Here is a 21,023-nt window from a genome sequence, read left to right as displayed (position 1 = left end):
AAGAGGAAAATGTTTATGCAACTGAATTTAACTGGTCGCCATGTAGATATTACCGACTCGCTTAGAGACTACGTAAATAGTAAATTTTCGAAGTTACAGAGGCACACTGATCACATAACGAATGTGCACGTTATTCTCGATGTAGAAAAACTAAACCAAAAAGCCGAAGCAACCGTTCATGTTAGTGGCGCTGAGATTTTTGCCTCAACTGAACATCAAGATATGTATGCCGCTATAGACTCGCTGATTGACAAGCTAGATCGTCAAGTAATTAAACACAAAGAGAAACTTGCTCGACACTAACACTATGAAATTAAGCTCACTTATCTGTCAGGACTGCAGTAAAGCTGCGGTCCTTTTTAATAGTAAAAAAAGAATTTTAGAATTTATCAGTGAATTGGCTCACAATAAACTGCCCTATTTAACACAACAAGATATTCTTAACGCGTTAACCGCCAGAGAAAAACTGGGGAGTACAGGTATAGGTCGAGGAATTGCAATTCCTCATGGTCGTATGAGTGGTGTACAAGAGCCTCTTGCACTTATATTAGTGAGCGAAACGGCTATTAATTTTGATGCGATAGATAACAGACCGGTCGACATTTTTGTTGCCTTAATTGTACCTGATGGTGACAATAAGCAGCATTTAAAAACCTTAGCCACTATAGCAGAAAAGCTCAACGATAAAGAATTTTGTAAGCAATTACGAGCGGCAAAATCCGACAATGAGCTGTATCAAGTAATTGTAAGTCAACCGTAGTAACAATTAAGGGTGATAAATGGAATTAATAATTATAAGTGGTCGCTCAGGTTCTGGTAAATCTGTTGCGCTGCGTGTTGTTGAGGATTTAGGTTATTATTGTGTAGATAATATTCCTTTAAATTTATTGCCATCTCTTGTTCGTAGTGTTTCCGACAGCTACAACAAAATAGCCGTAAGTGTTGATGTGCGTAATTTACCTAAAGAGCAGCAACAGTTTAATGAAATCATTGAATATTTACCTGGTTTCACTAAGCCAACGGTGTTTTATTTAGACAGTGACGATCAAACCTTAATTAAACGTTTTTCAGAAACACGGCGTCTTCATCCTCTTTCTATTGATTCACTACCACTTGATTTAGCAATAAAAAAAGAAAAACAACTCCTTGATGTACTCATTAACCGTGCCGATTATATGATTGATACTACGGATTTAAGTGTGCATCAGCTGGCTGAATCTATTCGTGAAAAAATACTCGGTAAAAAAGACAAACAACTGATCATTACCTTTGAGTCATTTGGTTTTAAGCACGGTATACCCAAAGAAGCAGATTATGTATTTGACGCTCGCTTTTTACCAAACCCGCATTGGGAGCCTGAACTTAAGCCACTCACAGGGTTAGATCAACCAGTAAAAGACTACCTAGCCAGCCACAGCATAGTACAAAAATTTACATGGCAAATTCAAACATTCGTGCAAACATGGCTGCCTCATTTAGAAAGAAATAACCGCAGCTATTTGACCATAGCTATAGGCTGTACCGGAGGGCAACACCGCTCAGTTTATTTAGCGCAAACTATAGGTGAAAGCTTTGCAATGAGTCATCCTAATGTAAAAATTCGCCATCGAGAACAAGAATAAAGCTTGAGAGAATATTAATGCGGTTAGAAAACACATTTTTAATAAAAAACAAGTTAGGCCTGCATGCCAGAGCGGCCACTGTACTGGCACAGCTTTCTGTGCAATTTGATGCCTCAATCACGTTATTTCAAGACGATAAACAAGCCGCTGGCGACAGTGTATTAGCACTTATGTTACTCGAAAGCAGTCAAGGCAAAGAAGTTAAGGTAGTATGTGAAGGCCCTGACGCAGAGCCTGCACTTAATGCAATTGGTGAGCTCATTGACCAACGATTTAATGAGCAAGAGTAATCCTGCTTATAAGCTAAGGTTAATAGTGGTTGAGGTAGTTTACTGATATAAAGTAAGATAAAGCGATACCCCATCATCGTGTAATAAAATTTAATTAAGGACGCCAATGCCTGAAGCTTTAGAACAAGATATTCCACTACAACAACTAAAACAGGTGACTAAGTCACTAAATAGTGGTCAATTTGTTCAAGTTAGGCGCATGCTAGCAAAAACGGCACCTTGTGATACCGCACTTCTTTTAGAATCATCTCCCCATAAAATTCGTCGTATGCTCTGGCAACTGGTTGATCCTGATGTACAGGGTGATGTACTTGAAGAGCTCTCTGAAGACGTACGTTTGGGCATTATTGCGCAAATGGCACCTGAGCACATTGCTGCTGCAACAGAAGACATGGGCCATGATGATTTAGGGGAAGTACTACGTAGCCTACCAGACACCGTATATAAAGACGTTGTTAGCGCTATGGATATTCAAGATAGAGAGCGTGCAACACAAGCTCTATCTTACCAAGAGCGCTCTGCTGGCGCCTTGATGAATATAGATACCGTAACTATTCGCCCTGATGTAACTCTAGATGTTGTACTACGTTATATTCGCTTACGCGGTGAACTGCCAGAGGGCACCGATGACTTATACGTTGTAGATAAACATAACTGTTTTTTAGGCGCCTTATCGCTGAGCACTTTATTAACTAATCCCCCTGAAAAAATTGTTCAGGATTTAATGGATGAAGAGTGTGAATCTATTCCTATTTCAATGGATGAAAGCGAAGTAGCGCAACTATTTGAACGGCATAACTGGATATCGGCACCAGTTGTCGATGACAACGCGCATTTGCTTGGTCGTATTACTATTGATGATATCGTTGATGTTATCCGTGAAGATGCAGAGCATAGCTTATTAAGCTTAGCGGGTCTTGATGATGAAGAAGATACCTTTGCGCCGGTCTTAAAAAGCTCTAAAAAGCGCTCAATTTGGCTAGGTGTAAACTTACTAACTGCATTGCTGGCTGCAATTGTGGCGAGCTTTTTCGAAAACACCTTAGCTATATTACCAATTCTTGCTGTGCTCAATGGCATTGTCCCGTCAATGGGTGGGGTTGCAGGCAGCCAAACCTTAACTTTGGTTATTCGCGGTATCGCGGTGGGTCATATCAACCAAACTAACCAACGTTTTTTATTATTAAAAGAACTCGCTATCGGCGCAATTAACGGTATGGTTTGGTCTATCCTAATTGCCGGTGTCGTTGCGCTTTGGCAATGGGATTTCAAACTCGGTGGTGTTTTAGCGTTTGCTATGTTTATGAATTTAGTTGCAGCAGGTATTGCGGGTGCTAGTATCCCACTATTGCTAAAAAAAATGAAAATAGATCCAGCACTGGCAGGCAGTGTGGTACTAACCACAGTAACTGATATTGTTGGTATATTTGCCTTTTTAGGAACTGCAACTTGGTTATTGATTTAGGCTCTAATCTTTTTATAAACAAAAACACCGCGTCAATACGCGGTGTTTTTGTTTAAGCCGATAATTACTTTACCTTGCGCGCTGGCGATTACCGCCCACCTTAGGTTTAGTGTTGGCTTTTTTAAACTGACTAAAGCCAGTATGACGAGTAAGCGCAGGGCGACCGCCCTTGTTACCTTTACCGCCTTTGGCTTGCCTTTCATCTCTGCCTTCTTCTGGCACTAAACAATTTGGACCTTTACCAATGAGTTTAGCTTTGCCCATGTTACGAAGGGCTTCACGGATCATTGGCCAACCGGCAGGATCATGGTAACGTAAAATTGCTTTATGCAAACGACGCTGGCGCGCGCCCTTTGGCACCGCAACTTGCTCAGTATTATTTTTAATATTGCGTAGCGAGTTCATTTCAGTATGATAAATGGTGGTCGCATTAGCCATCGGTGACGGATAAAAGTTTTGCACTTGATCAAGCTTAAAGTCATTCGATTTCAGCCACAAAGCCATATTAACCATGTCTTCGTCTTTAGTCCCTGGGTGAGCAGAAATAAAGTATGGAATTAAATACTGCTTTTTACCCGCTTCTTTAGAGTACTTATCAAATAGCGCTTTAAATTCATCGTAAGCACCCATACCCGGCTTCATCATCTTAGATAATGGGCCATCTTCAGTGTGCTCTGGTGCAATTTTTAAATACCCACCAACATGATGAGTTACTAACTCTTTAACGTAACGAGGATCACGTACGGCAAGGTCATAACGCACACCTGAAGCAATTAAGATCTTTTTGATCCCTTTAACCTCACGCGCCTTTTTATATAAATCGATAGTCGGGGTATGATCAGTATCCATATGCTTACAAATATCAGGATACACACACGACAAGCGGCGACAGGTACTCTCTGCTTTTTTACTGGTACAACGCAGTTTGTACATATTTGCGGTTGGTCCGCCTAAATCAGAAATAACCCCAGTAAAGCCTGGCACTTTATCTCTAATTTGCTCAATCTCTTCAATAATTGATTCTTGAGATCGGCTTTGAATTATTCGCCCTTCATGCTCAGTAATAGAACAGAACGAACAGCCGCCAAAACAACCGCGCATTATGTTTACCGACGTTTTAATCATATCGTAAGCAGGGATTTTGTCGTCGCCATAACTTGGGTGCGGAATACGCTGATACGGTAAACCAAACACATCATCCATTTCTTGGGTTTCAAGTGGATAGGCTGGCGGATTCACCCAAATAGAGCGATCGCCATGACGCTGAAACAACGCTCTTGCACAACCAGGGTTGGTTTCTTGGTGTAAAATACGCGATGCATGGGCATACAATGGTTTATTAACACTGACCTGCTCAAAAGCGGGTAACTTAACGTAAGTTTTTTCCCATGGCTTAGGACGCGCAGGTTGGATGATAATTGGTTTTGCAGCTTCGGCTTTTAAATCAATACCCGCTTGCTTAAATTCTGATTTAGCACAACCCACATCATCCGCACCATAAGGATTAGGAATAGGGTCTATTTTACCAATTTTATCAATGGCTGTTGAATCACTGCCACGCCAACCGGATAAAGGCTCTTTACGAATAACCGCCGTGCCTCTCACATCTTGTATCGTATCCATGGTTTCACCTGCAGCGATACGGTGCGCTACTTCAACCAATGGACGTTCGGCATTACCATAAATTAAAATATCGCCTTTAGCGTCAAATAATACGCTACGACGTACTTTTTCTTGCCAATAGTCGTAATGAGCAATACGACGCAAGCTGGCTTCAATGCCCCCTAAAACGAGTGGCACATCTTTATAGGCTTCACGACAACGTTGCGAGTATATGATCACGGCGCGATCGGGGCGTTTGCCACCTACATTTCCCGGTGTGTAAGCATCATCATGGCGCATTCGTTTTTCAGCGGTGTAACGATTGATCATCGAATCCATGTTACCGGCTGTAATACCAAAAAATAAGTTAGGCTTACCCAGTGCCATAAAGGCATCTTTAGAGTTCCAATCAGGCTGAGCAATAATGCCCACTCTAAACCCCTGCGCTTCAAGCACACGGCCAATTACGGCCATCCCAAAACTAGGATGGTCTACATAAGCATCACCGCTAATAATAATAATATCGCAGCTATCCCAGCCAAGCGCGTCCATTTCTTCGCGTGTTGTTGGTAAAAATGGGGCTGTGCCATAACACTCAGCCCAATACTTAGGGTATGAGAATAAGCCGCGATCAGCTTTTAATGTGCTCATAAAATTGGCCGTTCAATAACAAAAGGCGCGAATTATACCCTATCGACATCCACGTTGATATAGCACAAAATGAAAGCACTGATTAAAAATTGTTTGCCTTTATCGCAACTAAAACAGACAAATCATCTAAGCTGATTACTGCTAATGTCTGCTTTTAGATTTATTTAAAGTAGATAAACTAGATAAAAATGATCGACTCTAGGCTAAACTATTAAATAAGCTGTGATTATTAATAATTCATAGACGCTGTAATATTAAAACCAATGAGGCATACCTATTAAACTACTTAAACAATTAATGCAGTTTTCAGCCATCTTACTGTTGGCGTTTGTTGTAGTGGGATTACTTTTACCACAAAACTATCACGTGCAAAAAAGCATTAAAATAAATGCCCGCCCTCCTGTTATAAAGTCATTAGTGGAAGATTTTACTCAGTGGTACAAATGGTCGCCGTGGCAGCAAATAGATCCCAATATTGAATTTAGTATTGGTGAACCTAGTGCTGGTGCGGGAGCCTATCAATCTTGGCAAGGAAAGTGGGGGCAAGGCGAAATGACAATCACTTCATTAAGCGCCAATGAAGTTGTATTTAATGTATTATTTAATCAAGAACATATTATTACTAGCCGATTACTATTTAGCCCACATGCAAAAACTGTAACCTGGCATATAGAAGGACAAGCAACTGTGCCGCTTATATCTGGCTATGTTGCTATATTTGCTGAAAATATATTAAGTAATATAGTCACCTTAGGGCTAAATAACCTAAAGACGGTAGCCCAACTCAGTGATGCACAAGCAATAATGGAAAGCCATGACAGTCAAAACCGCACAAGCCAGAATTAAACTTGCCAATATTATTGAGTCACTGTTAGGTTACTCGGTCACAAAAGTGAGTAATATGCCTGCAGCTGATGAAAAAACCTATAATACCCAGGGTAAAGCAAAGTCACTTTATCGTATTAATAGCGAGCATTCAGTGTTAGCTCGAGCACAAAAAAGACAAGATCTACTGCTAATAAAACAACAACAAAATATCGAGACTATTTTAGCCTTGGCAATGGAGTTTTGTCCTGATGTAGCCTGCGCTAAACAGCCTGATGCCGATTGGGTAGAGCACTTTATTGCCTTGTGTGAAGATACCTCAAATCAATCAATGCAAACATTGTGGGCAAAAATTTTTACTGGCGAAACCATTAGCCCAGGTACTTTTTCTATAAAAAGCTTACAAACCCTCAAACATATGACCCAGCGCGAAGCGGATTCATTAAGAAAGTGTGTGTCTATTTCAGGGTATAACGAAAAGGATAGTAGTCACCTAATATTTTTAGGTTATTACAAAAAGCCCTCGTTATTTGATTTATTAGGCAAGGGAAATAAAGTGTCATTAAGCATAGGTAAAAGCGGTGTGAGCTTTCCTGATGTATTGACCTTAATGGACTTAAACTTGCTTTATCGCAAAGAGATTGAATCCGCTGCATTAAAAGCAGGACAAGAGATCACCCTCTCCTTTTTAACTCAAAAACTAACTTTAAAAGCAAAAAGTAACGACTTAGTACTAAGCTATTATAAGTTTACCCAAACTGGTGATGAACTGTTTAGACTAATGAATTACCCAATTAATAAAGTGTACAAACAGTTAATTGGTGCAGCATTTGAAGGGGAGTTTGAATTAGTGTGGCACACTTCAAAATAACTAAAAAAAGCCACACAAGGTGGCTTTTCATTAAACTAATCGGCGCTTAAAAATGAACCTGTATGCCCGCAAATGGGCCTGATGCATCAATATCAGTATTAATATCATCTACATCATCAAGTTCTAAAACCATAGAGCGGTAGCCCGCTTTAACCGCAACATCAACGGCTAGGTTATCAATCAACTCCCAAGCAATACCCATTTGGTAATCTCGTACTTTACTGTCATCAATAGCTAAAAAGCTGCCTTCAGCAAAAACACTTAAACCACTAAACGGTAAACCCGCTTCGAAACGTCCATACGCTAAAGGCACTACACCTGAGAACTCTTCAATTTCAGTGAAGTTAGCGCCACCTTGTTGCGATGTACCTGTTACCACAAGCTCACCATCAAACTGCTTAGCATTAATACCTAAATCAATTGAGATTAAGTCGTTATCAAAAATTTCATAATACAGAATATAATCAATGTGCGATAAGTCAGTGACTGAATTAACATCAGTGCCAACAATATAATCAGAGCCATTAAAGCTAAATGTATCTTCAAGTTGCGTTGAACCGGTTAGTTCAAGCTCAGTGTATTTTAGCTTTAAGTTTGGCACTAATGGAACCGGATGCTCAAGTGCGGCGTAATAGCTAACAAAAGTCTCATCTTCAAAATTGAAGTTTTGTAGTGCGTTATTATTATCAGAAAAGCTACCGTCATTATCGGCTTTCCAACCATCAACCCCTACATACAAACCCAATACAGTATCGGCTTGTGCTACAGGTGCTAAACATGCCATTGATAAGGCTGCTGCTATACAATACTTTTTCATTTTTTATCCTTGCGCTAATAATTCGCTAAGTTCAATCAGTGCCGCATTGGCTCTAGAGATATAATTTGCCATAACGAGTGAATGGTTGGCGACATAACCGAATCCGTTGCCGTTTAAAATTATTGGGCTCCAAACGGTTTCTTGGGTCGCTTCAAGCTCGCGTATAATTTGTTGTAAACTAACACGGGCGTTCTTTTTATCAAGTACTTCGGCAAAATCATATTCAACCGCTTGTAAAAAATGCAGTAAAGCCCAAGTAGCACCGCGAGACTCATAAAATACATCATCAATTTCCCACCACGATGTTCTTACTTGTTGTTGTAATGGCGTATAAGTAGCTTGTGTATTTGAAGAGTTGCCTGCTAAATCGGTATTTACCTTGTCTTGACCTACACTCGCACTCAAACGTTGGCTTAAACTACCTAAGCGTTTTTCAGCTTCTTTTAACCAACTGCGTAAATTATCTGCACGTGAGTAAAATTGGCTATCGCGCTCATGCTGATTCGCAATTTGAGAACGGTAAACTAATAAGTAATCAATACCCTTCTGATATTCGCCCTCAGCACTTGGCCATGCCCATGCTTCAGAACTAATATTAAATTGTGGCTGTGCTTTTTTAAGCGCTTCGTGCTCAGTTGATTGTGACTGTGAACGACTAAAATCTTTTCGCATTGATAGTGCTAAATCACGCACCATTTCCAACGCGCCATACTCCCAAGCGGGCATGTTGTCCATTATTACGCTCGGTGGCAGTACATCATTTGATAAATAACCGCCTGACTTAGTTAAGAGGGTATCAGCGACGGTGATAAGCGTTGAAGTTGTTACATATCCTGTTACTGGTTTTTCACTGCGTTGCTGCGCTTGCTGCTTGGCATTTTGTACCACATCAAAACGTGCAGGCTCTATGCTCCAGTACACTGCAATAGCGTAAAATACGACAAACAATAATACCAATGCCGTTATTATTTTTCCTTTATGCTGTGACATTTATCCCCCTAATGATGACTATGATCTTTTGATGCTTTTACCGGCTTAGCTTGCGATGCAAGCGAAACTACTTTCGCATTGGTGAATACTCGATTCCCGTCTTCAAAATATAGCGTGAGTTTGCGTTCTTGACCTACTTTTAACGGCTCTTGTGGTTCAAACACCATTAAATGGTAGCTTCCAGGCTTAAAATCGAGTTGCTGGTGAGCTTTAATAAGCAATGATTCTACTTTTTGCATTTTCATCATACCATCAGCGTGGACGTGCTCATGGATCTCAACACGACCTAAACCATCTATGGTCGCTCTTGTGAGTGTTGCCGGTACATTACTGTGGTTTTCAATACTAAAATAACCCACGCTGGCTTTAGTGGCAGGTAAAAACTCTCTTACTTGCGCATTTGTTACTTGTAATTGCGCAACAACACTATCGTGTTCATGCCCTTCGTGCGCCAATAACGAAGACGAAAAAACACCCACCAATAATGCACTTGCACTTAAAATACATTGTTTAATCATCAGTAAAATCCTTGTTAAAACATAAAAATATAGTCCAAATTTATCATAATTCCCTAATATTAGGCAGCTAATTTAAGTTTAAGAAGCCACTTTTTTGTTATCTGCGATTAACCAACACAACCCTGCCACAAACAATAATGGCCAAGCAATCATCAGTGATCCGAATAAAAAGGCTAATATCGTTCCAGCCAGTGCCACCATCGCCGCGCCAACAAGCCCCATAGTTACCAAAGCTGCAATCGCAATAACAACTATAATGGCGATTAACGCCCCAATGAGCTCTATACCAGTCCAACTAATATCTGAGATCCACAACGGAAATTGCCATACATCAAAATGAATTATCGAGCCGCTATTAATCAAAAATAATGTAACAATAAGTAGGCATACGGCGAGAGTTTTCATGTCGTTCCCCTTACACTGCTTTTTCTTCAAGACAACAGTGCGCAATTAAATAACCTAGCGCTACTGCAAACGGAAAACTTAAAAATAATAAAACGGTGACTAAACGAGTAGACCATACCGGAAAGTCTAATCGGTAGGCTAACCCACTACAGACACCTGATATTTTTTTGTTAAGCGTATTTTTATACCAACGACGATGCGTATTAAAATTATTCATAACAATCTCCTTAGGCTGTTTGTTTGTTAGCAGTATTTAAACTCGCTTTTAAACTTGCCAGTTCTGCATCAATTTTTTCGTTTTTAACCAGTGACTCAATTTGCGTCGCAGTATTGCTCGCTGTATCTGTCAGCTCATATGCTTCGACCTGCGATTCAACACTCTCAACACGACGCTCAATTTGCTCAAATCGTGATAAAGCAGTGGCCACTTTATCGCTCTGCAGCTGAGTATTTATCTTAGCTCTTGCCTCAACCACATTTTCACGCTTTACAAGTTGTGCTTGCTTTGCTTTAGCCTGTGTCATTTTTTGCTGTAGGCGCTCACAGTCCTCTGTGATTTTTACAATTGATTGCTGCAATGTCTCAAGCTGTGTTTGTAAGCATTCTATGTTTTTTTCAACATTGTGTTTTTCAGCTAGTGCTGATTTAGCTAAATCGTCACGATTTTTTGCAATGGCATGTTCGGCCTTTAATTGCCAATTTGTGAGCGCTTGTTGTTTATTGCTTATTTGACGTTTAATATTTTTTTCTTCACATAATAATGCCGCCGCGGTGCTACGACACTCATTAAGCGCCTCCTGCATTTCGGTCAGCATCAAATTAAGTAGTTTTTCTGAATCTTCTGCTTTATCAAGCATAGCTACGATATTTGCTTGAATGACGTCGTTTACGCGATTAAATATACCCATGTTATTCTCCTGATGATTTTTTATTTATACATCAACAGGATTCCAAGAGTTATGCCAACAACTTAAGATTCTTTTATTTTCATTAAATATCAATAATTTAAATTATTTTTGACGGGTGAGTTAATGACTAGTCACTGAATGAAATTAAGTCGAATTGGCTAATAAATTACATTTTTGACTAAAATTTGGGATCAAAAAAAGCCACCTGAGGTGACTTTTTCTATAAAGAGTATCTGTTATGCCAATTGCATTAAATTGGCATTACTCGGGTACGTAACTTAACGCTTTATCCATAACACTTAAATCAGCTTGCTTACCATGACCATTTTCAGATAAGTGGCGTCTAAAGCCACGCGCACCGGGTTGCCCCTGAAAAATACCCAGCATGTGGCGTGCAACATGCCAAAAATTAGCCCCTAAACGCATCTCTTCTTCAATATAATCATACATAGAGCGTACAACATCATGTCGAGACTGAGTATTAGCCGCATCACCATAAATTTTTTCATCTACTTCATTAAGCATAAATGGATTACTGTAAGCCTCTCGGCCCACCATAACCCCATCTATGTACTGTAAATGCTCAAGACTTTGCTCAATGGTTTTAACACCACCGTTAATACTTAAATCAAGTTGAGGGTAATCTTTTTTAAGCTGATAAACTCGGGGGTAGTTAAGCTCAGGAACTTCGCGATTTTCTTTCGGGCTCAATCCTTTTAGCCATGCTTTGCGCGCATGAATAATAAAGTCATCACAGCCAACTTTATGTGAAGCCTCTATCAAAGCACATAAAAATTCATAAGAATCTAGCTCATCAATACCAATACGAGTTTTAACTGTAACCGGAATATTAACTTCACTTTTCATTGCAGCAACACACTCTGCAACTAAATTAGGCTCGGCCATTAAACAGGCACCAAAACGTCCATTTTGCACACGATCTGACGGACAACCTACATTAAGGTTTATTTCATCATAACCGCGCTCTCCAGCAAGCTTGGCACACTGTGCTAGCGCTTGCGGGTCTGATCCACCTAATTGCAATGCCACAGGGCCTTCGTGCTGATTAAAATGCAAGTAGTCACCACGACCGAATAAAATAGCGCCAGTTGTGATCATCTCAGTGTAGAGCACGGTGTGTTTTGTCATTTTACGATGAAACGTACGACAGTGGCGATCAGTCCAATCAAGCATGGGTGCCACGCTAAAGCGTCGATTTAAAGTACGTTTATCCAAAATGTGATCCTCAAAAATTTATAATTTAAGCACAGCTTAAACGGCGCTGCATTTTACACAAAAGCCCTATGCGCAGCAATATTAAGCAAACACTTGCAAGCCAAAGTATTGTGCAATACCGTTTAAAATATTAGTCACCGCGACTGAGCTTAAAATTAACCCCATAATTCGACTAATAATACTCGCCCCGCTATCACCTATTATTTTATGTACATGCGTAGCAAGTAATAACAAAATCAGTACCACCACTAAAACAGCTAACATCATTGATGAGGTAATCATTTGTTCAACCCAGGTATATTCCTCATTGCGTGTCATTAATACCGCACCTAACATGGCACCGGGACTGGCTATTGATGGGATAGCGAGCGGAAAAATAGCGGTTTCAGTGCTGTCTCTAACACTTTTAATTTCAGCTTCAGGCTTGCTTTCACCAAAGGTCATGGAGAGTGCAAAAATTAATAAAATTAAACCACCCGCTATTTGAAATGCCGAGAGCGGGATCTCAATCACATTCAGTAATTGCTCGCCAGCAACTACAAAAAATAACAGCACTAAAGCAGACACACCCACGGCTTTAAAAATCACTTTACGCTTAAACTTGTCGTCATCTCCACGAGTTACGGCGATAAAAACTGGGATTGTGCCAATTGGATCGATAACCGCAAAAAAGAAAATAAATATAGCTAATAGTTCATGCATTAATGAGTACCTTTTCACTAAATCGGTTAATAAAACGCTGCAACTACAATACAGTATGTTAGTATATCACGGCAGCGTAAGGATGAGAGAAGATGAATATAGAATCACTCGTAAGTAAAGCAAAACAAGTGTGCGACAACCGTGGTGCGCGATTCACACCAATTCGCGAGAAGGTATTTCGTTTATTGGCCAGTGCCCAAGGTGGTGTGGGGGCGTACGATTTACTTGAGCAATTGAAAGTCACTGAAACAGGTGCTAAACCTGCAACAATTTATCGTGCTTTAGACTTTTTAGCCGAACTCGGTTTTATTCATAAAATTGAAAGCACCAATGCATTTATGCTGTGTCATCATTTTGATCATATTCATCCTGTTCAGCTATTAATTTGTGATAGCTGCGGTTTTGTTAAAGAGCTGCACTCAACAGTAATTTCACATGAGCTCAATAACTTAGCAGCCGAAAGTGGCTTTGTAGTTTCCGGGCAAACAATAGAAGCACATGGTAAATGTGACTCTTGCCGAGCATAGATAAGCGACTATAGCTATACTTTGCGTATAACCTTTATCAGTACCAATTTAAGGACATCTAATATGAATGTAGAGTTCATTAATCCCTTTTTAGCTTCTTTGATGAATGTATTGAGCACTATGGCTCAAACTCAGTTAAAACCAGGCAAGCCACGCATTAAAACAGATGAGATAGCCTGTGGTGATGTATCGGGATTAATTGGTATGGTTGGCCCTCAAACTCGCGGTTCATTTTCAATTACCTTCGACGAAGGTTTAGCGCTGACCATTATGGAACGAATGTTAGGCGAACGACCAGACGACATAAATGAAGAGGTAACCGACATGGTCGGTGAAATAACTAATATGGTTACCGGTGGTGCTAAGAATTTATTAGGTGAAAAAGGCTATGATTTTGCCATGGCAACACCCATTGTTGTGTCTGGTAAAAACCACACTATTACTCACAAAAGTGACGGCAAAAAAATTCTTATGCCGTTTACCAGTGACGCAGGTAATGCCAATATTGAAGTGAGTTTTGATAAGCTATGAGCTGGTCGCAAACCACAATTACATTAAAGCCTCGCTCGCGGGGCTTTCATTTAATTGATAACGACATACTCAATCAACTCCCACAAATAAGCCAATTTAAAGTTGGTTTATTACACTTATTTATTCAACACACCTCAGCCAGCTTAACCATTAATGAAAATGCCGATCCTACCGTGCGTATGGATATGGAAAGCCACTTTAATCAATTTGTTCCAGAGCGCCAGCCTTATTACCGTCATGACTATGAGGGCGATGATGATATGCCTGCCCATATAAAAACCAGTACCTTAGGTTGCCAGTTAACTATACCTATTAGCCATGGTCAGTTAGCACTAGGAACTTGGCAAGGAATATACTTAGGTGAGCACCGTGATCATGGTGGTTCAAGGCACATTATTGCAACTTTGCAAGGCGAAAAGTTTTAGGTTTTAGGTTTTAGGTTTTAGGTTTTAGGTTTTAGGTTTTAGGTTTTAGGTTTTAGGTTTTAGGTTTTACAACATAGGTCACTCTCACACATTGAACACTTTAAAAAAGTTACATAAATTAAATTTATAGTGATTCGCGTATGGGTCATTGTTTGCTATTTGAGAATGAATATCTGGAAAGTAAATAAGATTGGAGCGGTACACGAGGCTCGAACTCGTGACCTCGACCTTGGCAAGGTCGCGCTCTACCAACTGAGCTAGTACCGCATTATATGTAGATTCTAGATTCTATCAATTTTAACTTTTTAAATTGAACCACAATTTCTTTTGGTGAGAAATTGGAGCGGCACACGAGGCTCGAACTCGTGACCTCGACCTTGGCAAGGTCGCGCTCTACCAACTGAGCTAGTGCCGCATTCAAAATAGTCAGTAATTTGTCCGTTGGTGCGCGACGGGTCGCGTTCAACATTCTGGCAACTGAGCTAGTGCCGCATTTTAGGTTCTAGGTTTTGCCAAAATTAAACCTTTTCGCCTTTGACCTTGAATCTTTATTTCTACCCCAATTTCTTTGGTGAGAAATTGGAGCGGCACACGAGGCTCGAACTCGTGACCTCGACCTTGGCAAGGTCGCGCTCTACCAACTGAGCTAGTGCCGCACTCTAGGTTCTAGGTTCTAGGTTCTATCAATATTGAACCTTGTTCCATTAACCTTTCATCTTGAATCTTTAACTTAAGCCCAAACACACTAACCCCGCGGGGGTTATCGTCTTAAGCGGGGCAGGATTCTACAATAATTAGGGGGCTTTGCAAGTATTTTTTATAAATTAAAAAACTTTTCTCGGTAAACCTTTAATTCCATAATCGAATCTTTAATGTCGTCTAACGCTAAATGCGACCCTTTTTTATTCACTTGAGCCAACACATCTGGTTTCCAACGACGAGCAAGTTCTTTAATAGTACTGACATCTAAATTACGGTAATGAAAAAAATCTTCAAGCTCGCGCATATACTTATTCATAAAGCGACGGTCTTGGCCTATCGAGTTACCACACATAGGTGAAGCACCCGCTGGCACCCATTGCTTTAAAAACGCGAGGGTTTGTTCCACGGCATAAGCTTCATCAAACGTGCTTGCCTTACAGCGAGCCGTTAATCCAGATTTGCCATGCTGAGTTGTACACCACTCATCCATGCCATCCAGTAGTTCATCACTTTGATGAATGGCAATCGTTGGCCCTTCGGCTAATATATTCAGATCAGCGTCAGTGACAACAGTTGCAATTTCAAGTATTTTGTCAGTCTCTGGTTCAAGTCCGGTCATTTCCAGATCGAGCCAAATTAAATTTGATTTATTAATAGTCATAATTACCTTAAACGGTGCTTTTCTTTAGATCCAACGCATTTCGATATATCATATTAGCATCAACCGTCGAGCTAAAGCTTTTTTTGGCAAACTCGGCATTTAACTCAGGTTATAGGCCTCAAGTGGCGAAACAGAAAAAATTAAGTAAAGGCCAATCCCGTAGGATCAAGGCCAATCATCAAAAGCGTTTATCGAATGCCGATAAAAAACCGGCAAAAGTCGGCGCGCAAGAGTGGCAAACAGATAATTTAGGTCAAGTGGAAAATGCGATTGTTATTAGCCGCTTTGGCCAACATGCCGACGTAGAAACCCAAAATGGCGATGTTCTTCGCTGTAATATTCGCCGTACCGTATCGAATTTAGTATGTGGCGATGAGGTATTATTTCGTCGTGCAAAAGTAAGTGAAGGCGATTTAGCGGGTGTTATTGAAGCAACTCAAGAACGTCGTTCACAGTTAACGCGCCCTGATTTTTACGACGGTGTAAAAGTTATTGCCGCGAATATAGACCAAATTTTAATGGTATCAGCAGTATTGCCTGAGTTTACGCCAAGCATTATCGACCGCTATTTAATTGCCTGCGAAGACATGGGCATTGAGCCGATTTTAGTACTTAATAAAATTGATTTAATTGATGAAGCTGGTTTAAACGACATACAACAAATACTCGATATTTACCGTAAACTTAATTACCAGGTGCTGCTAGTTAGTAATATAACCGGCGAAGGCATTAATGAATTAAAAGAAGTACTTGTAGGCAAAAACAATATTTTTGTTGGCCAAAGTGGTGTGGGTAAATCTACCTTAGTAAACACTGTGCTGCCGGATGCTGAAATTTTGACTAAAGAAGTGTCTGAAAACAGCGGTCTAGGCCAGCACACCACCACAGTATCGCGTCTGCATCATTTACCAAGTGGCGGTAACTTAATTGATTCACCGGGTATTCGTGAGTTTGGTTTATGGCATTTAGATGTTGAACGAGTCACTTGGTGCTTTAAAGAATTTAGAGAGTTTATAGGTGGATGCCGTTTTAGAGACTGTAAACACTTAAACGATCCAGGCTGTATAATTCAGCAAGCAGTCGCTGATGGCGATATCTCAAAGTTACGTTTTGAAAGCTATCACCGTATTTTAGAAACCATGGCCGATGGCCGTGCCGGCGCGCGTGCGCCTCGCGTATAATTAGGGAAAAACCTGTGAGTTTAGATAAATTTAAAATCGCCATGCAATATGCTATGCCAAAGCACTTTATTTCTCGTGTAGTAGGTAAGCTTGCAGCTGCAAAAGCGGGCGCATTAACAACAACATTAATTAAATTATTCATTAAACAATACAAAATAAACATGAGTGAGGCTAAATATTCTGATCCAGCTCATTATAAAACTTTTAATGAATTTTTTACCCGTCCGTTAAAGGACGGTGCTCGTCCTATGGTTGAAGATGACGATATTATTATTCACCCTGTTGACGGCGCAATCAGCCAACTTGGCGATATTGTTGACGGCCAACTAATCCAAGCTAAAGGCCATGATTACAGCTTACAAGCGTTGTTAGGTGGCTCAGAAGACGACACAACACCGTTTTTAGGTGGTAAATTTGCAACTATTTACTTGGCACCAAAAGATTACCACCGTATTCACATGCCAATTGATGGCACGCTAAGCAAAATGATTTATGTACCGGGCGATTTATTTTCGGTAAATCCTCTTACCGCACAAAACGTACCGAACTTATTTGCCCGTAACGAGCGTGTAGTAGCTATTTTTGAAACTGAAATTGGCCCGCTTGCTATGGTCCTTGTAGGCGCAACCATTGTTGCTAGCATAGAAACTATTTGGGCTGGCACAGTCACTCCACCAGCTGGCAGTGATGTGTTTAGCTGGAACTATCCAACTAAAGGCGAAAATACGATCACCCTTAAAAAAGGGGAAGAAATGGGTCGCTTTAAATTAGGCTCAACAGTTGTACTTGCATGGGGTGCAGATAAAGCCGATATTTTTGATGATCAACGCCCTGAAACGGTAACCCGTTTAGGCACTGCGTTTGCAAAAATTGATGATTAATAAATAGTACCAGTTGTCAGATCGAAATTAAAAAGCACCGCGTTTATTGTATTGAACGCGGTGTTTTTTGTAGACGAAGAGCTTGCTCAGGTTAAAAGCGAAGCTGTTCTTTACTCACACTTGCGCACTCTCTACACGCTAAATTTTTAGCCATCTTAAAATGCTGTTGCTTTAAGCTTAATGCGTCAAAGGTTATAAACACACTCCCACCACAATGACCTAACAACATATTAAGAGTTAGCTGTGCCTGCATAGAGCCAATTACACCAAGTAAGGGACTAATAACGCCCGCATTGTCGCAATTAACAACAGGGTTAGCATCATTTTGTGGAAATACGCAGCCATAGCAAGGGCTATCTGTTTGCCTAAAGTCAAAGCCCATTAATTGCCCTTGGGTTGCTAGCGCTGCTGCAGAAATTAGTAGTGTTTTGTTGTTTACGCAAAAACGATTGACGGTGTAACGAGTCGCAAAGTTATCAGAGCAATCAAGTACGATATCGGCGTTACTGAATAGTGCATCACTGTTAGCATCGCTCAACTTTTGCGAGTGAGTCACTATGTTTATTTGATTGTTAAGGCTCGCAAGCACCTTCCCTGCTGCATTTACTTTTTGCTGCCCTAAGTGATTCACTTTATACAGTATTTGCCGCTGTAAATTAGAGAGTTCAACGGTATCGTCATCAATTAATATTAGTGTGCCAATACCAGCAGCTGCTAAATAAAGTAGCGCAGGACTTCCTAGTCCACCTGCACCTACCACAGCAACGGTTGCCGCTTTAAGTGTTAACTGCCCCTCGAGCCCCACCTCTTTTAATAATAAGTGGCGGCTATAACGTAGAGTTTCTTTGTCGCTGAGCTGCTGCGTTTGCATGTTAGCAGGCATTCTCATTTATCACCGATTTTAAGGTATTGATTGCCTCTACATAATCATCAGCCTCGGTAATAGCACGTACCACGGCTACACTGCCCACGCCAGTTTTAGCAACCTCTTGCGCCCTATTTAAATCAATTCCACCAATAGCCACAGTAGGATAACTTTGCATTAATGGCACAAATCGAGTTAGCTTTTCAAGCCCTTGAATTTGCCCTGCCATGTCTTTGGTGGTGGTAGGGTAAATCGCGCCAAAGGCCATGTAGCTTGGGCGGTAATTATGCGCCCGAAGCATTTCATAAAAGCCATGGGTAGAAAGCCCAAGTCGCAGGCCTGCTTCTTTTATAGCCGCTAAATTTGCGCTCTCTAAGTCTTCTTGTCCTAAATGCACACCATAGGCGCCATGTTTAATTGCCAGCTGCCAGTAATCGTTAATAAACACATGCGCACTGTATTGCTGACCCAAAGCGACCGCGCTTGCGACTAATTGTTCCAGCTCATCTTCGCTTTTATTTTTAACTCTTAACTGCGCTGTTTTAATACCATTTTGTAAGCATTTTTCTAACCACTCTACACTATCGACTACCGCATAAGCGCCAAGCGCTTTGCTTTCACACGCAGCAAAGTCAGCTGCCATATTAAAATCAAGCGGTACATCAAAATCTAGCTCATCACCCAACCAACTACCCGCTTCAATCACTTGAGGGTAATGCGCTAGGTCAGTCGGAAACGACGTTTGTGCAACCGGCCCTATCCCCTCGCCATAGCGAACTGATTGCTTTAAACCTTGGTTTATATAGGCTTTAGCTAAAATAAACGCATCTTTTAACGGATAGTCTTTTGCAAGACATGCAGCAATAACAGACGCCATACTACAGCCAGTGCCATGATTGTGCGGAACCTGAATTTTTTCATTACCCAACCAGTACTCTTCACCACCTTGTGAGCAGTAATCAATACAGTAACCACTTGGGTAATCCCAATGCCCGCCTTTTATAACCACCGCTTTGGCACCCCATGCCATTAGTTTGCTTGCTGCTTCTTTAATTGCTGCGGGGCCAATTAAATACACACCTGTTAATAACTGTGTTTCATGGGTATTAGGGGTAATTACATCCACCAGCGGTAATAGGCATTCTTTAATCGCGCTTACAGTGTCTTCTTCTGTTAGTACGTCACCGCTTGAGGCAATAGCCACAGGGTCGTACACAATCACCGGCGGGGTTGGCCACTTCGCTTTGTAATGGCTAATATGCTCACTGATCAATTGAATTTGCTGCACGTTAGCTAACATACCAATTTTAATTACTTTGGCTTTCATGTCTTTTTCGAGTGCCAATAACTGCGACTCAATCACATCAGTAGAGACGGCATTAATCGCCTCAACACCTAAACTGTTTTGTGCTGTTAGTGCGGTAATCGCAGTACAACCGTGCACACCAAAGCTTTGCATTGCTTTAATATCAGCTTGAATACCTGCGCCACCGCCGGAGTCTGAGCCCGCAATCGTCCATACTACATTGTTCATAATGACCTACTTCCTAATTTTTTACGTTTGATGCCAAAATGGCATACCCATTGTGGGGGTTGATGGGGCCGCAACGTCTTTTTCTGGCATTGCTTTGGCGTTATAAGCAAAGCGCCCTGCTTCAACAGCTGCTTTAAATGCAAGTCCCATGGTAATAGGGCAACCCGCACCCGCTATGGCTGAATTTAATAATACCGCATCATACCCTAATTCTAAGGCTTGGCAGGCATGCGATGGTAAACCTAACCCAGCATCAACAATTAATGTGCTGTTAGGTAAACGCTCCCGTATCGCCTTTAAGTTATAACTATTTAATAATCCCTTACCGGTCCCAATTGGCGCGCCCCATGGCATTAGCACCTCGCAGCCTAATTCATCTAAACGTTGGCAAAGCACTAAGTCATCGGTGCAGTAAGGCAGTACTTTAAACCCATCTTTAATTAAAATCTCAGTGGCTTCAAGCAGAGCAAAAGGATCTGGCTGTAAGTTATAGTCATCGCCAATTAATTCCAGCTTTATCCAATCGGTAGCAAATACTTCTCGACACATTTTAGCTAAATTAATGGCCTCTTTAACACTGTGGCATCCTGCTGTGTTAGGTAAAACTTTGAGCCCTGTATTCTTTATAAGTTGCCAAAAATCATCTCCTGCAGCTGCGCTTTGCTGGCGACGTAGAGACACTGTAACAATATTCGCTCCTGAAGCATTAATTGCTTTAGTCATCGTCGCGGGAGATGGGTAAAGCGCAGAGCCAATCAGTAATCTACTTGAAAATTGCTCGCCATAAATAGTGACATTATCGGGAGGTAACATA

Annotated in this window: 25 protein-coding genes and 3 tRNA genes; 12 read left to right on the top strand and 16 right to left on the bottom strand. The window is 40.9% G+C overall.

Annotation, left to right across the window (positions count from 1 at the left end):
* The first annotated feature begins 15 nt into the window (after window positions 1–15).
* From hpf to mgtE, 5 genes are all read left to right on the top strand, one after another.
* Window positions 16–303, top strand: a complete 288-nt coding sequence (gene hpf / locus ACNSN3_RS01365; protein ID WP_010390562.1) for a ribosome hibernation promoting factor — start codon at window positions 16–18, stop codon at window positions 301–303.
* 4 nt (window positions 304–307) lie between these two features.
* Window positions 308–760 (top strand): PTS IIA-like nitrogen regulatory protein PtsN, encoded by a 453-nt coding sequence (ptsN, locus tag ACNSN3_RS01360; RefSeq protein ID WP_010390560.1) that lies wholly within the window; start codon window positions 308–310, stop codon window positions 758–760.
* Window positions 761–779: 19 nt separating this feature from the next.
* A complete protein-coding gene (gene rapZ / locus ACNSN3_RS01355) occupies window positions 780–1,622 on the top strand; it encodes an RNase adapter RapZ (RefSeq protein ID WP_010390558.1) in 843 nt (280 codons plus the stop codon).
* A gap of 17 nt (window positions 1,623–1,639) precedes the next feature.
* The gene (locus tag ACNSN3_RS01350) at window positions 1,640–1,912 is read left to right on the top strand and encodes an HPr family phosphocarrier protein (RefSeq protein ID WP_008115514.1); all 273 of its coding nucleotides are present in this window, start codon (window positions 1,640–1,642) and stop codon (window positions 1,910–1,912) included.
* 106 nt (window positions 1,913–2,018) lie between these two features.
* The gene (gene mgtE, locus ACNSN3_RS01345; RefSeq protein WP_008115512.1) at window positions 2,019–3,377 is read left to right on the top strand and encodes a magnesium transporter; all 1,359 of its coding nucleotides are present in this window, start codon (window positions 2,019–2,021) and stop codon (window positions 3,375–3,377) included.
* A gap of 69 nt (window positions 3,378–3,446) precedes the next feature.
* Here the strand turns inward: mgtE and ACNSN3_RS01340 are convergent, their stop codons facing one another.
* Window positions 3,447–5,630 (bottom strand): YgiQ family radical SAM protein, encoded by a 2,184-nt coding sequence (locus ACNSN3_RS01340; RefSeq protein WP_418608262.1) that lies wholly within the window; start codon window positions 5,628–5,630, stop codon window positions 3,447–3,449.
* A gap of 297 nt (window positions 5,631–5,927) precedes the next feature.
* Between ACNSN3_RS01340 and ACNSN3_RS01335 the strand changes: the two genes are divergently transcribed.
* Both ACNSN3_RS01335 and ACNSN3_RS01330 read left to right on the top strand, forming a co-directional pair.
* Window positions 5,928–6,476 (top strand): SRPBCC family protein, encoded by a 549-nt coding sequence (locus ACNSN3_RS01335; protein WP_054202374.1) that lies wholly within the window; start codon window positions 5,928–5,930, stop codon window positions 6,474–6,476.
* Window positions 6,445–7,326 (top strand): TIGR03899 family protein, encoded by an 882-nt coding sequence (locus ACNSN3_RS01330; protein WP_418608260.1) that lies wholly within the window; start codon window positions 6,445–6,447, stop codon window positions 7,324–7,326. The genes ACNSN3_RS01335 and ACNSN3_RS01330 overlap by 32 nt, the downstream gene beginning before the upstream one ends.
* A 46-nt stretch (window positions 7,327–7,372) precedes the next feature.
* Here the strand turns inward: ACNSN3_RS01330 and ACNSN3_RS01325 are convergent, their stop codons facing one another.
* From ACNSN3_RS01325 to ACNSN3_RS01290, 8 genes are all read right to left on the bottom strand, one after another.
* Window positions 7,373–8,143, bottom strand: a complete 771-nt coding sequence (locus tag ACNSN3_RS01325; protein ID WP_054202376.1) for a TIGR04219 family outer membrane beta-barrel protein — start codon at window positions 8,141–8,143, stop codon at window positions 7,373–7,375.
* A 3-nt stretch (window positions 8,144–8,146) separates the two neighbouring features.
* On the bottom strand, window positions 8,147–9,133 hold the full coding sequence (locus ACNSN3_RS01320) for a DUF2333 family protein (RefSeq protein ID WP_010390551.1): 987 nt from the start codon (window positions 9,131–9,133) through the stop codon (window positions 8,147–8,149).
* 8 nt (window positions 9,134–9,141) lie between these two features.
* A complete protein-coding gene (locus tag ACNSN3_RS01315; RefSeq protein ID WP_418608257.1) occupies window positions 9,142–9,651 on the bottom strand; it encodes a copper chaperone PCu(A)C in 510 nt (169 codons plus the stop codon).
* 78 nt (window positions 9,652–9,729) lie between these two features.
* On the bottom strand, window positions 9,730–10,056 hold the full coding sequence (locus tag ACNSN3_RS01310) for a hypothetical protein (RefSeq protein WP_010390549.1): 327 nt from the start codon (window positions 10,054–10,056) through the stop codon (window positions 9,730–9,732).
* Between the two features lie 10 nt (window positions 10,057–10,066).
* Window positions 10,067–10,273 carry a PspC domain-containing protein gene (locus ACNSN3_RS01305; protein ID WP_010390548.1) on the bottom strand — a complete coding sequence of 69 codons (207 nt, stop codon included), beginning with the start codon at window positions 10,271–10,273 and terminating at the stop codon, window positions 10,067–10,069.
* A 10-nt stretch (window positions 10,274–10,283) separates the two neighbouring features.
* Window positions 10,284–10,964: a PspA/IM30 family protein gene (locus ACNSN3_RS01300; protein WP_418608254.1), complete on the bottom strand. Its 681-nt coding sequence runs from the start codon at window positions 10,962–10,964 to the stop codon at window positions 10,284–10,286.
* A 261-nt stretch (window positions 10,965–11,225) separates the two neighbouring features.
* Window positions 11,226–12,158, bottom strand: a complete 933-nt coding sequence (gene dusA / locus ACNSN3_RS01295) for a tRNA dihydrouridine(20/20a) synthase DusA (protein ID WP_418609029.1) — start codon at window positions 12,156–12,158, stop codon at window positions 11,226–11,228.
* 123 nt (window positions 12,159–12,281) lie between these two features.
* Window positions 12,282–12,902 carry a MarC family protein gene (locus ACNSN3_RS01290; protein ID WP_008115498.1) on the bottom strand — a complete coding sequence of 207 codons (621 nt, stop codon included), beginning with the start codon at window positions 12,900–12,902 and terminating at the stop codon, window positions 12,282–12,284.
* Between the two features lie 92 nt (window positions 12,903–12,994).
* On the opposite strand from ACNSN3_RS01290, the gene ACNSN3_RS01285 reads away from it, so the two are divergent.
* The 3 genes from ACNSN3_RS01285 (at window position 12,995) to ACNSN3_RS01275 (ending at window position 14,385) form a co-directional block, all read left to right on the top strand.
* The gene (locus ACNSN3_RS01285) at window positions 12,995–13,429 is read left to right on the top strand and encodes a transcriptional repressor (protein WP_008115496.1); all 435 of its coding nucleotides are present in this window, start codon (window positions 12,995–12,997) and stop codon (window positions 13,427–13,429) included.
* 63 nt (window positions 13,430–13,492) lie between these two features.
* The gene (locus ACNSN3_RS01280) at window positions 13,493–13,960 is read left to right on the top strand and encodes a chemotaxis protein CheX (RefSeq protein WP_010390540.1); all 468 of its coding nucleotides are present in this window, start codon (window positions 13,493–13,495) and stop codon (window positions 13,958–13,960) included.
* Window positions 13,957–14,385, top strand: a complete 429-nt coding sequence (locus ACNSN3_RS01275) for a secondary thiamine-phosphate synthase enzyme YjbQ (protein WP_138570625.1) — start codon at window positions 13,957–13,959, stop codon at window positions 14,383–14,385. Before ACNSN3_RS01280 ends, ACNSN3_RS01275 begins: the two co-directional genes overlap by 4 nt.
* Before the next feature lie 191 nt (window positions 14,386–14,576).
* Here the strand turns inward: ACNSN3_RS01275 and ACNSN3_RS01270 are convergent.
* The 4 genes from ACNSN3_RS01270 to orn form a co-directional block, all read right to left on the bottom strand.
* Window positions 14,577–14,652: transfer RNA gene (locus ACNSN3_RS01270), tRNA-Gly, on the bottom strand.
* Between the two features lie 72 nt (window positions 14,653–14,724).
* Window positions 14,725–14,800, bottom strand: a tRNA-Gly gene (locus tag ACNSN3_RS01265).
* 165 nt (window positions 14,801–14,965) lie between these two features.
* Window positions 14,966–15,041, bottom strand: a tRNA-Gly gene (locus ACNSN3_RS01260).
* A 161-nt stretch (window positions 15,042–15,202) separates the two neighbouring features.
* A complete protein-coding gene (gene orn / locus ACNSN3_RS01255) occupies window positions 15,203–15,748 on the bottom strand; it encodes an oligoribonuclease (protein WP_008115490.1) in 546 nt (181 codons plus the stop codon).
* Window positions 15,749–15,870: 122 nt separating this feature from the next.
* On the opposite strand from orn, the gene rsgA reads away from it, so the two are divergent.
* Together rsgA and asd are read left to right on the top strand one after the other, a co-directional pair.
* Window positions 15,871–16,929 carry a small ribosomal subunit biogenesis GTPase RsgA gene (gene rsgA, locus ACNSN3_RS01250; protein WP_413401187.1) on the top strand — a complete coding sequence of 353 codons (1,059 nt, stop codon included), beginning with the start codon at window positions 15,871–15,873 and terminating at the stop codon, window positions 16,927–16,929.
* Between the two features lie 14 nt (window positions 16,930–16,943).
* Window positions 16,944–17,810 carry an archaetidylserine decarboxylase gene (asd, locus tag ACNSN3_RS01245; RefSeq protein WP_418608250.1) on the top strand — a complete coding sequence of 289 codons (867 nt, stop codon included), beginning with the start codon at window positions 16,944–16,946 and terminating at the stop codon, window positions 17,808–17,810.
* Window positions 17,811–17,901: 91 nt separating this feature from the next.
* Here the strand turns inward: asd and ACNSN3_RS01240 are convergent, their stop codons facing one another.
* Genes ACNSN3_RS01240 through ACNSN3_RS01230 form a run of 3 tightly spaced genes read right to left on the bottom strand, consistent with a single transcriptional unit; the run spans window position 17,902 to window position 21,022 of the window.
* Window positions 17,902–18,699, bottom strand: a complete 798-nt coding sequence (locus tag ACNSN3_RS01240; protein ID WP_418608248.1) for a HesA/MoeB/ThiF family protein — start codon at window positions 18,697–18,699, stop codon at window positions 17,902–17,904.
* Entirely contained in the window at window positions 18,683–20,209 is a 1,527-nt protein-coding gene (gene thiE / locus ACNSN3_RS01235) for a thiamine phosphate synthase (RefSeq protein ID WP_418608246.1), read from the bottom strand. The genes ACNSN3_RS01240 and thiE overlap by 17 nt, the downstream gene beginning before the upstream one ends.
* A gap of 21 nt (window positions 20,210–20,230) precedes the next feature.
* Complete coding sequence (locus ACNSN3_RS01230) at window positions 20,231–21,022, bottom strand: thiazole synthase (RefSeq protein WP_418608244.1); 792 nt, start codon at window positions 21,020–21,022, stop codon at window positions 20,231–20,233.
* Window position 21,023: the final 1 nt, after the last annotated feature.

Origin of the sequence: Pseudoalteromonas sp. US3C1004 (genome assembly GCF_048401065.1) — a bacterium.
Lineage (GTDB): Bacteria > Pseudomonadota > Gammaproteobacteria > Enterobacterales > Alteromonadaceae > Pseudoalteromonas > Pseudoalteromonas undina.
Note: the sequence above shows the minus strand (reverse complement) of the source record. Positions and strands in the feature narration are given on the sequence as shown.

Coding starts and splice junctions, on each gene's coding strand:
- hpf (WP_010390562.1), top strand. CDS start 16: ATGCAACTGAATTTAACTGGTCGCCATGTAGATATTACCGACTCGCTT.
- ptsN (WP_010390560.1), top strand. CDS start 308: ATGAAATTAAGCTCACTTATCTGTCAGGACTGCAGTAAAGCTGCGGTC.
- rapZ (WP_010390558.1), top strand. CDS start 780: ATGGAATTAATAATTATAAGTGGTCGCTCAGGTTCTGGTAAATCTGTT.
- ACNSN3_RS01350 (WP_008115514.1), top strand. CDS start 1,640: ATGCGGTTAGAAAACACATTTTTAATAAAAAACAAGTTAGGCCTGCAT.
- mgtE (WP_008115512.1), top strand. CDS start 2,019: ATGCCTGAAGCTTTAGAACAAGATATTCCACTACAACAACTAAAACAG.
- ACNSN3_RS01340 (WP_418608262.1), bottom strand. CDS start 5,630: ATGAGCACATTAAAAGCTGATCGCGGCTTATTCTCATACCCTAAGTAT.
- ACNSN3_RS01335 (WP_054202374.1), top strand. CDS start 5,928: ATGCAGTTTTCAGCCATCTTACTGTTGGCGTTTGTTGTAGTGGGATTA.
- ACNSN3_RS01330 (WP_418608260.1), top strand. CDS start 6,445: ATGACAGTCAAAACCGCACAAGCCAGAATTAAACTTGCCAATATTATT.
- ACNSN3_RS01325 (WP_054202376.1), bottom strand. CDS start 8,143: ATGAAAAAGTATTGTATAGCAGCAGCCTTATCAATGGCATGTTTAGCA.
- ACNSN3_RS01320 (WP_010390551.1), bottom strand. CDS start 9,133: ATGTCACAGCATAAAGGAAAAATAATAACGGCATTGGTATTATTGTTT.
- ACNSN3_RS01315 (WP_418608257.1), bottom strand. CDS start 9,651: ATGATTAAACAATGTATTTTAAGTGCAAGTGCATTATTGGTGGGTGTT.
- ACNSN3_RS01310 (WP_010390549.1), bottom strand. CDS start 10,056: ATGAAAACTCTCGCCGTATGCCTACTTATTGTTACATTATTTTTGATT.
- ACNSN3_RS01305 (WP_010390548.1), bottom strand. CDS start 10,273: ATGAATAATTTTAATACGCATCGTCGTTGGTATAAAAATACGCTTAAC.
- ACNSN3_RS01300 (WP_418608254.1), bottom strand. CDS start 10,964: ATGGGTATATTTAATCGCGTAAACGACGTCATTCAAGCAAATATCGTA.
- dusA (WP_418609029.1), bottom strand. CDS start 12,158: ATGCTTGATTGGACTGATCGCCACTGTCGTACGTTTCATCGTAAAATG.
- ACNSN3_RS01290 (WP_008115498.1), bottom strand. CDS start 12,902: ATGCATGAACTATTAGCTATATTTATTTTCTTTTTTGCGGTTATCGAT.
- ACNSN3_RS01285 (WP_008115496.1), top strand. CDS start 12,995: ATGAATATAGAATCACTCGTAAGTAAAGCAAAACAAGTGTGCGACAAC.
- ACNSN3_RS01280 (WP_010390540.1), top strand. CDS start 13,493: ATGAATGTAGAGTTCATTAATCCCTTTTTAGCTTCTTTGATGAATGTA.
- ACNSN3_RS01275 (WP_138570625.1), top strand. CDS start 13,957: ATGAGCTGGTCGCAAACCACAATTACATTAAAGCCTCGCTCGCGGGGC.
- orn (WP_008115490.1), bottom strand. CDS start 15,748: ATGACTATTAATAAATCAAATTTAATTTGGCTCGATCTGGAAATGACC.
- ACNSN3_RS01240 (WP_418608248.1), bottom strand. CDS start 18,699: ATGAGAATGCCTGCTAACATGCAAACGCAGCAGCTCAGCGACAAAGAA.
- thiE (WP_418608246.1), bottom strand. CDS start 20,209: ATGAACAATGTAGTATGGACGATTGCGGGCTCAGACTCCGGCGGTGGC.
- ACNSN3_RS01230 (WP_418608244.1), bottom strand. CDS start 21,022: ATGTTACCTCCCGATAATGTCACTATTTATGGCGAGCAATTTTCAAGT.